The 12,691-nt window shown below is 67.2% G+C and carries 11 protein-coding genes; 6 read left to right on the top strand and 5 right to left on the bottom strand.

Annotated elements, in window-relative coordinates:
* Positions 1-192: 192 nt before the first annotated feature.
* The 6 genes from rpoD to HLH21_RS14355 all read left to right on the top strand — a co-directional run bounded on the left by rpoD (position 193) and on the right by HLH21_RS14355 (position 5,737).
* The gene (gene rpoD, locus HLH21_RS14380; protein WP_182944439.1) at positions 193-2,154 is read left to right on the top strand and encodes an RNA polymerase sigma factor RpoD; all 1,962 of its coding nucleotides are present in this window, start codon (positions 193-195) and stop codon (positions 2,152-2,154) included.
* A gap of 9 nt (positions 2,155-2,163) precedes the next feature.
* Positions 2,164-2,742: a GNAT family N-acetyltransferase gene (locus HLH21_RS14375; protein WP_182944438.1), complete on the top strand. Its 579-nt coding sequence runs from the start codon at positions 2,164-2,166 to the stop codon at positions 2,740-2,742.
* A gap of 179 nt (positions 2,743-2,921) precedes the next feature.
* Positions 2,922-3,413: a 30S ribosomal protein S6 gene (gene rpsF, locus HLH21_RS14370; RefSeq protein ID WP_182944437.1), complete on the top strand. Its 492-nt coding sequence runs from the start codon at positions 2,922-2,924 to the stop codon at positions 3,411-3,413.
* A gap of 6 nt (positions 3,414-3,419) precedes the next feature.
* Positions 3,420-3,695: a 30S ribosomal protein S18 gene (gene rpsR / locus HLH21_RS14365; RefSeq protein ID WP_182944436.1), complete on the top strand. Its 276-nt coding sequence runs from the start codon at positions 3,420-3,422 to the stop codon at positions 3,693-3,695.
* 11 nt (positions 3,696-3,706) lie between these two features.
* The gene (gene rplI, locus HLH21_RS14360) at positions 3,707-4,279 is read left to right on the top strand and encodes a 50S ribosomal protein L9 (RefSeq protein ID WP_182944435.1); all 573 of its coding nucleotides are present in this window, start codon (positions 3,707-3,709) and stop codon (positions 4,277-4,279) included.
* Positions 4,280-4,453: 174 nt separating this feature from the next.
* A complete protein-coding gene (locus HLH21_RS14355; RefSeq protein ID WP_182944434.1) occupies positions 4,454-5,737 on the top strand; it encodes an SAM-dependent methyltransferase in 1,284 nt (427 codons plus the stop codon).
* Positions 5,738-5,743: 6 nt separating this feature from the next.
* Here the strand turns inward: HLH21_RS14355 and rsmA are convergent, their stop codons facing one another.
* The 5 genes from rsmA to lptF all read right to left on the bottom strand — a co-directional run bounded on the left by rsmA (position 5,744) and on the right by lptF (position 12,622).
* Complete coding sequence (rsmA, locus tag HLH21_RS14350) at positions 5,744-6,583, bottom strand: 16S rRNA (adenine(1518)-N(6)/adenine(1519)-N(6))-dimethyltransferase RsmA (protein WP_246379812.1); 840 nt, start codon at positions 6,581-6,583, stop codon at positions 5,744-5,746.
* A 10-nt stretch (positions 6,584-6,593) separates the two neighbouring features.
* Positions 6,594-7,952 carry a peptidylprolyl isomerase gene (locus HLH21_RS14345; protein WP_246379800.1) on the bottom strand — a complete coding sequence of 453 codons (1,359 nt, stop codon included), beginning with the start codon at positions 7,950-7,952 and terminating at the stop codon, positions 6,594-6,596.
* Between the two features lie 25 nt (positions 7,953-7,977).
* Positions 7,978-10,236, bottom strand: a complete 2,259-nt coding sequence (locus HLH21_RS14340; RefSeq protein WP_246379810.1) for an LPS-assembly protein LptD — start codon at positions 10,234-10,236, stop codon at positions 7,978-7,980.
* 95 nt (positions 10,237-10,331) lie between these two features.
* Positions 10,332-11,444 (bottom strand): LPS export ABC transporter permease LptG, encoded by a 1,113-nt coding sequence (lptG, locus tag HLH21_RS14335; protein ID WP_182944431.1) that lies wholly within the window; start codon positions 11,442-11,444, stop codon positions 10,332-10,334.
* On the bottom strand, positions 11,441-12,622 hold the full coding sequence (lptF, locus tag HLH21_RS14330; RefSeq protein WP_182944430.1) for an LPS export ABC transporter permease LptF: 1,182 nt from the start codon (positions 12,620-12,622) through the stop codon (positions 11,441-11,443). Before lptF ends, lptG begins: the two co-directional genes overlap by 4 nt.
* Positions 12,623-12,691 lie beyond the last annotated feature (69 nt).

The raw sequence follows: 12,691 nt of genomic DNA, 5'->3' as shown, positions 1-12,691 counted from the left end.
CCGGCCCTTGACTTCACCGCTCGAATCGACCACCTGCACGACACTGTAAATTGTCAGATGCGATAGAATGGCCGTTTCGTGTCCGTTCGCGCGCCATGTCCCATGGGCGCGGCGCCGGCATGCCGGAACGGGCCTTCATGTCGTCGCGGGGCGGACGCCGCGGCAGCGTAGCAGGTAGGGATTAGGCAGGCGATGGCGACAAAGACAGCCGCGGGTTCGGAAGCGACTTCTGGCGAACAGGACAACGACACCACTCTGCTGGACACGCAATCCGGAGCCGTCAAGAGGCTGATCGCCCGAGGCAAGGAACGCGGCTACATCACGTTCGATGAACTGAACGCCGTCCTGCCGCAGGACCAGATGTCGTCCGAGCAGATCGAGGATGTCATGGCGGTCCTGTCCGAAATGGGCATTCAGGTCGTCGAGAACGAGGATAACGACGACACCGAGGCCAATCGCGAGGAAAAGGCCGAGGAGGCCGATGCCGAAAGCGAGGAAACCGGCGGCGCGGCGGGCAATGTCGATACCGAAAGCCTGGGCCGCACCGACGACCCGGTGCGTATGTACCTGCGCGAGATGGGGTCGGTCGAACTGCTGTCGCGCGAGGGCGAAATCGCCATTGCCAAGCGGATCGAGGCCGGCCGCGACGAGATGATCGGCGGGCTGTGCGAAAGCCCGCTGACCTTCAGCGCCATCATCTCGTGGCACGACCGCCTGAAGGCGGGCGAGATGCTGCTGCGCGACATCGTGGACCTGGAGGCCATGCAGTCCGGCGGCGCCGGCCCCGACGTCGAGGGGGCCGAGGAGGGCGCCGAGCCGCAGGACGAGGCGAGCTTCGACACCGCGCCCGAGAACGAGGACGGCGAGGAGGGCGAGGGCGCCGGCCTGTCGCTGTCGGCGCTGGAGGAAAAGCTGAAGCCCGAGATCCTCGCGCAGTTCGAGGAGATCGAGGAGCTGTATTCGCGGCTGCAGAAGCTGCAGTCCAAGCGTCTGGAGACCCTGACCTCGGGCGCCGAGATGTCGGACAAGTCCGAGAAATCGTACGAGAAGCTGCGCGAGGAACTGGTCGGCAAGGTCCAGCAGGTGCACCTGCACAACACCCGCATCGAGGTGCTGGTGCTGCATCTGAAGGAGATCTTCCAGCGGCTGAACGGCCTGGAGGGGCGGATGCTGCGCCTGGCCGAGAGCACCAAGGTCTCGCGCGACGACTTCCTGATTAAATATCGCGGCCGCGAACTGGATCCGGGCTGGATGGACATGGTGTCCGCCCTGCCGGGCAAGGCGTGGAAGAATTTCGTCGCCAAGCATGCGGCGACGGTCATGACCCTGCGCGGCCAGGTTGCGGCCCTGTCGCAGGAAACCGGCCTGCCGGTCGGCGAATTCCGCCGCGTCTACGCCACCGTGTCGCGCGGCGAGCGGGATTCGGCGCGTGCGAAGAAGGAAATGATCGAGGCCAACCTGCGCCTCGTGATCTCGATCGCCAAGAAATACACCAATCGCGGCCTGCAGTTCCTGGACCTGATCCAGGAGGGCAATATCGGCCTGATGAAGGCCGTCGATAAATTCGAATATCGTCGCGGCTATAAATTCTCGACCTACGCCACATGGTGGATCCGCCAGGCGATCACGCGCTCGATCGCCGACCAGGCGCGCACCATCCGCATTCCGGTCCATATGATCGAGACGATCAACAAGCTGGTCCGGACCTCGCGCCAGATGCTGCACGAGATCGGGCGCGAGCCGGCGCCCGAGGAGCTGGCCGAGAAGCTGGGCATGCCGCTGGAGAAGGTCCGCAAGGTCCTGAAGATCGCCAAGGAGCCGATTTCGCTCGAAACCCCGATCGGTGACGAGGAAGACAGCCATCTGGGCGATTTCATCGAGGACAAGACCGCGGTCATCCCGCTGGACGCCGCGATCCAGACCAATCTGCGCGAGGCGACGACGCGCGTGCTGTCGTCGCTGACCCCGCGTGAGGAACGTGTGCTGCGGATGCGCTTCGGCATCGGCATGAACACCGACCACACGCTGGAGGAGGTCGGCCAGCAGTTCAACGTGACGCGCGAGCGCATCCGCCAGATCGAGGCCAAGGCGCTGCGGAAGCTCAAGCACCCCAGCCGCAGCCGCAAGCTGCGCTCGTTCCTTGACGACAACTGATCCGGTCTCATGGGCGCCCTGAACCGGACCACCGGGCCGACCACCCGCGCGGCGGTGGTCGTGACGTTCCTGTGCATGGACCGTCCGCCCGCCGGCCCGGCGCCGGCGCTGCCGGACGGGTATCGCATCGTCCGCCATCCGGCCCCCGACATCGCGTTCTATCGCCGCCTGTATGACGGGGTCGGGCAGGATTACTGCTGGTGGCTGCGCCGGACGATGCCGGACGCCGAACTGGGGGCGCTGCTGCGCGACCCCGCCATCGGGGTGAACGTGCTGTGGCAGGGCGAGCGGATCGCCGGGTTCTTCGAACTGGACTGCCGCGTGGCCGGGGAGGTGAACCTGGCCTATTTCGGCCTGATGCCCGACCAGATCGGGCGCGGGGTGGGGCGGGCCTTCCTGCGCGCCGCGATCGACGCCGCCTGGGCGTTCCAGCCGGCCAGCGTGCGGGTGAATACCTGCTCGGCCGACCATCCGCGTGCGCTGGACGCCTATGTGCGCGCGGGCTTCCGGCAGGTCCGCACCATGCGCGAAATCTGGGACATTCCCGACGCGCTGGGGCTGGTCGTTCCCGCCGCGTTGCGCCTCTGAGGCCGATTTTTCGGCCCGTGGCATAGTTTTTCCTTGTGGCGGGGCGGGGTTCGTGCTTCACACCCCTCCTTCCCTGCCGGGGCGCGGCATCGCCCCGGCTATACCCATGCCCCACGGGAGGGGCGCCGTGCGGACCGTGTCCGGCGCGGTCGGGTTGATTTTATCCGAAGGGAGTTCCCATGCCGTTATATGAAACTGTGTTCATCGCGCGTAATGACGTGTCGCAGCAGCAGGTCGAGGCCGTCGCCGACGGGATCGCCAGCCTGCTGGAAGCCGAAGGCGGCGCCGTCAAGAAGCGCGAATATTGGGGCCTGCGCAGCCTGGCCTATCGCATCAAGAAGAACCGCAAGGGGCATTACATGCTTCTGGGTCTCGATGCGAAGTCCGAGACGATCAAGGAAATCGAGCGTCAGCTGAGCCTGAACGAGGACGTGATGCGCGTCCTGACCCTGCGCGTCGACGAGATCGACGAGGCGCCGTCCGTGATCCTGTCCCGCAAGGGCGACGAGCGCGAGCGCGGCTTCCGTGGTCCGAAGCCCGCTGGCCGGTTCGAGAGCGGACGCGGCGGCAGCGGTGGCGGCGGTGGCCGTCGCAGCTACGACGATCGCGAGGAGTTCCGGGCGCGCGGCGAGCGTGAAGACGCGCGCGACACCGACGGCGAAGCGGAGTAAGAATCCATGTCCGACACCACCGAGATCAATCCCGCCGCCCGCCGCGTGGCCGTGGGCGCCCGCCGGCCGTTCTATCGCCGTCGCAAGTCCTGCCCGTTCTCCGGCCCGAACGCGCCGAAGATCGACTACAAGGACGTGCGCCTGCTGAGCCGCTTCCTGTCCGAGCGTGGCAAGATCGTCCCCAGCCGCATCACCGCGGTGTCCGCGAAGAAGCAGCGTGAGCTGGCCCAGGCGATCAAGCGGGCCCGCTTCCTGTCCCTTCTGCCCTATATCGTCGGCTGAGGAGACAGGTCATGTCCGCAGTAGAACTGATCCTGCTCCAGCGCGTCGAGAAGCTGGGCCAGATGGGCGAGATCGTGAAGGTCAAGCCGGGTTACGCGCGCAACTACCTGCTGCCGCAGGGCAAGGCCATTCGCGCCAACGCCCTGAACCGCGAGCGCTTCGAGCGCGAGCGCGTGCAGCTTGAGGCGCTGAACATCAAGCGTCGCGAGGAGGCCGAGCGCCTGTCCGAGCGGATGCACGGCCTGGTCGTCGTGCTGATCCGCCAGGCCGGCGACAGCGGCAGCCTGTACGGGTCGGTCACGACCCGCGACATCGCCGAGGCGACGACCGCCGCCGGCCTGACCGTCGCGCGTTCGCAGGTGGTGCTGGCCGATCCGATCAAGCAGCTTGGCCTGTATGAGGTCCGCGTTGCCCTGCATCCGGAAGTGTCGATCCCCGTCACCGTGAACGTGGCCCGTTCGGAAGAAGAGGCCGAGCGCCAGGCGCGCGGCGAGGCCATCGGCGTCGAGGACGACGAGCCGTCGGGCTTCGTCGAGGAAGCCCTCGTCGAGGAGACGGTGGCCGAGGACGCGGCGGAAGCCTGATCCATCGGACATTCTGCCGCGCGCTTCGCGCGGCAGACGGTTGCAAAGGCCCGGGGGAGGATGCTCCCCCGGGCCTTTGTCTTTGGAAAGGCAGGGGAAAGTCCCGATTCCGGTTCTTTACGGATCGTCATCCAGCGGTCATGTTTGCCACGCGACCTGCATGGAGAGCCGCCAATGACGCCCGTAATCGACAGGGTCTTTCGCAGTTTCATCTCCCGAGGGCGGCTGGACGTCGTCTTTGCCGACGGAACGCGCCGTACCTATGTCGGCGCGCCGGGACCGGTGGCGGCGATGCGGATTCTGCACCCGTCGGTCGAGCGCCGGCTGATCTTCAATCCCGGCCTGGCGTTCGGCGAAGCCTACATGGACGGCGCCGTCGTACCCGACGGCTGCACGCTGTACGACCTGCTGGACCTGCTGATGACCAACAGCATGGGGACAGGTCATGTCGGCGAGATGGTCGCGGCCGTGGTGCGCTACGGCAAGCGAACCTGGACGCAGTTCAACCCGGCGTCGCGGTCGCGGCGCAACGTCGCCCACCATTACGATCTGAACGGCGCGCTGTACGACCTGTTCCTCGACCGGGACCGCCAATATTCCTGCGCCTATTTCCCGCGCGGGGACGAGACGCTGGAGGAGGCCCAGGAGGCCAAGAAGCGACACATCGCCGCCAAGCTGCGCCTGGACCGGCCGGACCTGGAGGTCCTGGATATCGGCTGTGGCTGGGGTGGCATGGCGCTGACCCTGGCGCGGGATTATGGCGCGCGGGTCACCGGGATCACCCTGTCGGAGGAACAGCTGGGCGTCGCGCGCCGGCGCGCGGCCGAGGAAGGCCTGGCCGATCGCGTTCGTTTCGAACTGCTGGATTATCGCGCGGTGACCCGGCGATACGACCGCATCGTGTCGGTGGGCATGTTCGAACATGTGGGAATCGGCCATTACCGGCAGTTCTTCGGTATCGTGCGCGACGTGCTGGCCGAGGACGGCGTGATGCTGCTGCATTCCATCGGGCGCAATGACGGCCCCGGATCGACCAACCCCTGGATCGACCGCTACATCTTCCCCGGCGGGTACTCACCCTCGCTGAGCGAGACCTTCGCGGCGATCGAGAAATCGGGCCTGTGGGTCACGGACTGCGAGGTGCTGCGCCTGCATTATGCGAAGACCATCGCCCTGTGGCGCGAACGCTTCGCCGCCAACCGCGCGCGGGTCGCCGCCATGTATGACGAACGGTTCTGCCGGATGTTCGAATTCTATCTGGTCGGCGCGGAACTGTCGTTCCGGGTGCAGGGGCACATGAATTTCCAGCTTCAGATCACCCGGTCGATCGACGCCGTGCCGCTGACGCGCGACTACATGTTCGAGGCCGAACGCGCGGCGTCCCCGCCCGGCGAGGAGGCCCTGGCGACCGGCGGCAAGGCGCCCGCCCGACGCCGGAAGGCGGCGAAGGCGGGCTGAACGGGATCAGCCGTCCGCGCGTCCGCCGATCCGCGCAAGGTGGCAGCGCGCCAGACGGTCGAATTCGGTGATGTCCAGCGTTTCGGCCCGGCGTTCGCCACCGATGCCGGCGGCCGCCAGCAGGGCTTCGCCGCCCAGCGGGCGCAGGGCCCCGCGCAGCATCTTGCGCCGCTGGCCGAAAGCGGCGGCCGTGACCTGCTCCATGGCGCGAAACAGGGCGGGGTCGGGCTGGGTCGCGTGGGGGGTCAGGCTGACGACGGCGGAATAGACCTTGGGGGGCGGCGAGAACGCGCCGGGCGGGATCCGCATCACCAGCGCGCACACGCTGGTCCACTGCGCCAGGACCGCCAGGCGACCATAATGCGGCGTGTCCGGGGCGGCGCAGATCCGTTCGGCCACCTCCATCTGGAACATCAGGGTCAGCCGTTCCCACTGGGCCGCCTGCCGCAGCCAGCCGACCAGCAGCGGCGTTCCGACATTGTAGGGCAGGTTGGCCACGACCTGGCGCGGCGCCGGGCACAGCATGGCCAGGTCCTGGCGGGTGGCGTCGGCTTCGACCAGGCGCAGGCGCTGGGGGAACAGGGCGGCGAGTTCGCCGATCACGGCGACGGCGCGCGGGTCGATCTCCACTGCCGTGACGGTTTCGGCGGGGCTGTCCAGCAGGGCGCGGGTCAGACCGCCGGGGCCGGGCCCGACCTCGACGACATGACGGCCCGCCAGGTCGCCGGCCAGGGCGGCGATGCGTGTGGTGATGCCCGGGTCCAGCAGGAAATGCTGCCCCAGCGACTTGCGCGCATCCAGCCCGTGCCGGGCGATGACCTCGCGCAGCGGTTCGAGAGCGGTCAGGAGCCCGTCCTCATGCCTTCGAGCGCATTTCGATGACGGCGCGGCGATGCAGGTCGCGGTTCAACTGCCGCGACGTCTGTTCGACGCGTTCGTTCAGCAACTGGTCCGCGATCTCGCTGGGGGTCTGCTGGGCGAAATTCTTCTGCTGGCGGCCGCAGACCATCAGGACCTCGATTCCTTCCGTCGAGACCAGGGGGCGGCTGGCCTTGCCGGCGGACAGGCCGGCCAGGACCTGCTGCATCTGCGGATTGATCCGCTCCAGCACCAGCTCGCCGGGGTTGGACGGGCGCTTTTCGCCGTATTTGCGATTGGCGGCCTCCAGGTCGTCGCACGAATGCGCGCTGCTCGAGAGCTGCGTCGCCTGCTGCAGGGTCGCCCGCTGCTGCTCGGTCGGGTTCTGGGGGTTCAACTGCGTCGTGAACGGCAGGAAGGCCTGACGCAGCGACAGCACCGTGCCCATCTGATGGCCGACGGTGCGGCGGCCCTCCAGGGTTGCGATGACGAAACCGCCCGCCACCCGGATGGGGTTGGAGATGGCGCCGATCGGCATCTGCCGGACCACCGCCACGACCTGCGGATCGAGGCTGTCTTCCTGCACCCAGCCCATCATGCCGCCGTCCAGCGCCGACTGGTTTTGCGAGAACTGGGCGGCGACGATGGGGAAGGGCGCGCCGTTACGCAGTTCCTGGATGACCGTCTCGGTGAATTTCAGCTCGTTTTCGGTATGGCGGGGATCGTCGACCGGGACGAAGATTTCGCTAATCATGTACTGCGGCTTGCCGTCCTCGTGCCGCAGCGCTTCTTCGCGCTGGGCGATTTCGGCGGCGGTGGTGCGCCCGCGCGACCCCATTTCCTCGCGCAGGACCTGCGTCCAGCCCAGTTGCACGCGGATCTGGTCGATCAGCGTGGTCAGCGAGATGCCGTCCTGCGCCAGCCGGTCGCGCAACGCGTTCTGGGGCATGCCGTTGCGGTGCTCGATATCGGCGATCGAGGCTGCGATCTGCTCGGGCGGGACGTTGATGTGCCGCGAGAGCATTTCCTGCTGGCGCAGGCGCTCGTCGATCAGCTGCCGGACGATCTGCGGGCGCAGGCGGGCCATGACCTCGTCGCTGACATTCAGGCCGGATGACAGGGCGAACAGGCGGCCGCGATTGTCGACGTCGCGGCGGGTCAGCACCGTGCCGTTGATGACTGCGACGATCGAATCCTGATGGACCGGCGCATCGTCCGCAACCGGCGCCGGCGGGGCGGCCAGCGCCGCGCCGCCGACGCAGGCCGCAAGTCCGGCCGTCAGGGCGAACGACAGGGCACGATGGCCGCGCCTGCTGACGTGCGGGGGGAACGCGGTCTTGGAAAAGCGGGCTCGCATGCGGTTCGGTCTCTTATGCATGTGGTCAGCCATGGATACCAAAGGACCCGATGGTCTTGAAGGTCAGCGTGAACATGATGGTCGAATTGCGCTGCTGGCCGCCGATCGACGTGTACTGCTTGATATACATGATATCGAAGGCGAAGCAGTCATTCTGGTAGCCCGCGTCACCGCCCATCGCGACGAATTGCTGCCGCGCCAGGCTGCGACGGACGAAGCCCGACAGGTGGTAATTCTGCCAGTTGGTCGAGGCGCCGAGCGTCAGTTCGTTCATCTGCGCGTCGTAGGCCGCCGGCGGCGCGCCGGTCTGGATGTTGGTGGCGTAGTAATAATAGGGCGTCACGGGTTCGTAGACATAGCCGCCGGTGACGCGGAAATGCTGGACCCCGGTGCTGATGAGCCCGTCGCCGAAGTCGATCCGCCCGGCGTAGGGATCGACGCGCATGCGGCCCGTGACGTCGATGAAGCGGCTGGGCGCGATGCGCGCGCGGGCGACGACGTCCGACAGATGGTGGTTCAGTCCCGAATAGGGAATGCGGTCGTGCTCGATATGTTCCTGGATGCTTTCGCCGACCAGGGTGTCGATTTCATGCCCGTTCCAGGTCCAGTTGCCATGGACGCCGAAATTGCCGCGCAAGCCGCCGTCCAGCCGGTCCGTTCCCGGATAGCGGTTCAGCGAGAACAGCGTGGAATCGGTGAATTCATAGCTGAGGCTGTCTTCGTTCGGCAGGTAGCTGCTCCGCCCGTTTCCGGTGTTGGGCGCCGCGATGATCTGGGCGATCGGCTCGAGGATCTGCGTGCCGGCGCCCCGGTTGAAGGTACGCAGGAAGGGCCAGTTCATCTTCAGCGCGACGGTCGGCAGGACCTGCCCGGTGACCTGCTGGCGCATGGTGGGGGCATAGAGCGGCTGTTCGTTCAGGGCCGTTGCCCGGTGGATTGCAGAGTCGAGATGCAGGGTCAGCATCCAGAGCTGCCCCAGCCGGTTGTGGAAGGGGCGGTCCCAGTTCAGCGCGAGCTGTCCGCGCTGGTCCGATACGCCGTTGGCGCGGTAGACGTAGAAATCGGTGGTGTCGAGGCCGAAGCGCCCGCCCAGCGCGTCGGGCTGCCCGAAATAGCTGTAGGTATAGCGGGGCAGCACCCAGGGCAGGTCGCTGTTGCGGATGACGCCCTGGTTCAGGCCCTGGTAGGCCTGTGCGTCGATCCGCGAATAGGCGCCGGTGCCGAACCCTTCGAGATAGACGTTGGACGACAGCGTTTCCTGGCCGTAGCCGGAAATGCGGTAGTCCCGCATGTAGTTCGCCGAACTGGCCAGGTTGATGTTGGCGCCCACGCGCCAGTTCCGCGAGATCGAGGCCTGGCCCTGCGCGAAGACATAGCCCTGGATGCCGTGGTCGTTGGTCGATTCGGCCGTGTTGCCGAATGTGTTGACGTAGGATCCCTGGCGGTGGGTGTCGTAGGCGACGCCGCCCACGATGTTCAGGGTGCCGAAATTCATGATGTTGCGGTACTGGGTGCTGATCTGCGGCCCGGTGCGGGTCGACACCAGGCCCTGGACCGTCAGGTCGGACTGCCGGTCGATCACCCAGTAGTAGGGAATGGTGAAGTAGGCGCCCAGATAGCGGTCGTGCGGCGTGATTCCGGGGGTGAGGAACCCGCTCTGCCGCTTGACGGTCGGATCGGACATCGAGAACGCAGGCAGATACATGATGGGGATGCCCAGCATGTCCACATAGGCGTCGCGGAAATCTATGCGCTTGTGTTCGGTGTCGTGGGTCGCGTCATAGGCGCGCAACTGCCAGAAGGGCGGGCGTTGCGGATGTTTCGCGCAGATCTCGCACGCCGTATAGACCGCGCGGGCCAGGTCGTTCACCCGCCCGCCCACCCGGCGCATGCCGTTGGCCGCCAGCTTCGCGTTGTCGGTCATCAGGATATGCAGGCGCGTGCTGATGCCGTCGCGCATGCCGTGGCTCAGTTCGGCATAGTCGGTGAACAGCACCGTGCCGTCGGATTCGACGATCGCGACATGGCCCGACGCGGCGGCGACGCCGGTATTGCGGTCGTAGGTCACGGTGTCGGCGCGCAGGACGTGGTCGTTCTGCCAGATCTGGACGTTGCCCGACCAGGTCACGATGCCGTTGGGATTGTCGTAGTTGACGCTGTCGGACTGGAAGGTCACCGGGTCCTTGTCGGACATCGGGCCGCCCAGATCGACATGGAGGGGCCGGACCTGCGCGCGGGCGCGGTGGGTCTGCACGGCCGCGCCGACCAGCGTGCCGGCCAGCATCGTGGCGGCCAGCAGCGTGCCGCGCGCCGGTGGGTGCCGGCCCCGGACAAGGCCGCGGACAGGGCGAAGCAGGCGGCAGGGTTGTGGATTCGGCATCATCCGTCTTCTAGATGAAGCAGCAGAGAAACTGCAAGGCAGAGTCCCGCCCCCGTCGGGGCCCAGGCCGCCAGGACGGGTGGCATGGCGCCGGAATCGCCGAACTGGGCGGCGACCTTGGAAATGGTGAACAGGGCGAAACCGGCGGCGATTCCGCTGCCGATCATGCGTGCGACGCCGCCGCGCCGCGTCGGGCGCATCGAGAATCCCGCCGCCACCAGCGCCATGGTGCCCGACAGGATCGGCAGGGTCAGCAGGGTCTGGAAATGCAGCCGGTGGCGGATGGATGAAAATCCCGAACGCTCCAGCAGCGCGATGAAACCCGGCAGCGCCCAGACCGACAGCGTATCGGGCGAGGCGAAGCTGTCCTGCACGCGCGGCACCGTCAGGTCGGTCGGCAGGTCGAAATCGCCCACCGCGACCGGCAGGCGGTCGGGATGGACGCTGCGCGCGTCCTCGAAGACCCATCTGCCCTTGGCCAGATGGCCGCGCGGGGCCTCGATGCGGACGATCAGATGATCGGTCTCGTCCAGCCGGAACAGGCTGATGCCGCCGATCTGCAGGACCTTGCCTTGCAGATGCACCGAGCGGGCATGCAGGATGGCCACCCCGTGCGGGGTGAGGGCGCTGTCGGCCTGACGGATCCACAGCGCCCCGGCGGCGAGGTCGAGCGGCCCGCCGCCGTTACGCAGGTAGACATGGTCCAGCGTTTCGGCGCGGCGGAACATCATCGACGACAGCGGCGACAGCGCCCCGGTGGCCAGGGCGCCGATCAGCAGGGCGCAGGACAGGGGGCCGGTCAGGAACTGCCAGGCGGAAATGCCGGCGGCGCGCGCCACGATCAGTTCGGACGAGCGGGTCAGCCGCCAGAAGCAGACGATGCCCCCCAGGAGGACCCCGAACGGCAGGATCTCGATCATGAAATAAGGGACGTGCAGGACCGCGATTTCGCTGACCAGCGAGGCCGGCACGTTGGGGCGGGTCGCGGCCCGCCGCAGCAGGTCGATGAAGTCGAACAGCGACACCAGCCCGGTCAGCGACAGGATCATCGCCATGACCGCCAGCATGAACTGGCGGGCGATGTAGAACGACAGCGTGACCGAGACGGTCATGGGCGCGACGGCCCCATCGCGCCGGGCAGGCCGGCATGCCGCTGCCGGGCACAGCGCCATTCGGGCAGGAACAGGACCGCGGCGCAGACGACGCCGGGCAGGATGGCCTCGACCCACATCAGCGGGATCAGGCCGGGGGTCCGGCTCGCGAGGTTCTGCACCAGCAGGCTGAGGGCCAGCAGGCCCACGACGCTCATGATCGCCACCGCCGGGCGAAGGATGCTGCCATGGCGCGAGAATGCGCCGCGCAGCACGCTGAGAAGGCCGATCATCGCGAACGAGAAGGCGGTGAACGGCGAGGTCAGCCGCCGCCAGGCCTCGACGGCGAACTTTCCGCGATCGCGTTCCGGGACCTCCTGCGGGTTGGGGTGCAGCAATTCGTGCAGGGACAGTTCGGTGGCGTCGCGAAAGCGGGCCTGGTCGCCGCGCGACGAGGTCAGGTCGATGGTGTTGCGCTGGAACGTCAGGACGTTCAGCCGGCCGGTCTTGCGGTCGATTTCCTCGCGCGAGCCGTTGAACAGGACGACGCGCGGCTGGTTGTCGATCACCAGCATCGTGCCGTGTTCGGCCAGGATCGTGGCCTGGCTGGCGGGCTGGCGGTCATCCTCGACCATGATGCCGTGCAGGGTGCCGTCCCGGTCGCGCGAGCGGATATAGACCGTCATGGTGTCGGACACCGGGGTGAAGACGCCTTCCTGCAGCATGAAGGCGGCCATGCGGTTGCGGATCTGGAATTCGTACTGCCGGAAGGCGTGGTACGACATCGGGACGATCCACAGGTTCAGCAGGAAGCACGCCGCGACCGACAGGCCGGTACAGGCCAGCCCCGGCCGGGCGATGAAGAAGGGCGACAGGCCGGCCGCCCGCATGACCGTCAGTTCGCGGTCGCCGGCCAGGCGCTGGTAGACGAACTGCACCACCACGAAGGTGGTGATCGGCAGGATGACGGCGACGAAGGACGGGACCAGCAGGCCGGTCAGCCCGATGAAGACCCGCAGCGACAGGCCCCGCTCGACCACCAGCGAGACGAAGCGAAGCGATTGCGTCAGCCAGATCAGCGCCGACAGGCCGCCCGTGGTCGCCACCAGGGCCAGGAGCAATTGCCGCAGGACATAGCGGTCCAGCATCGGCAGGCGCGATCTCGGCGACAGGCTGGTGACGGACCGGGCGAACGACATATGCCTGTGTAGCTTTCCACGGGGCGGGGTGAAAGCCCCGCGGCATAGGTGCTATGCGACTGTTATGGA

Origin of the sequence: Gluconacetobacter johannae (assembly GCF_014174305.1) — a bacterium.
Classification (GTDB): domain Bacteria; phylum Pseudomonadota; class Alphaproteobacteria; order Acetobacterales; family Acetobacteraceae; genus Gluconacetobacter; species Gluconacetobacter johannae.
Note: the sequence above shows the minus strand (reverse complement) of the source record. Positions and strands in the feature narration are given on the sequence as shown.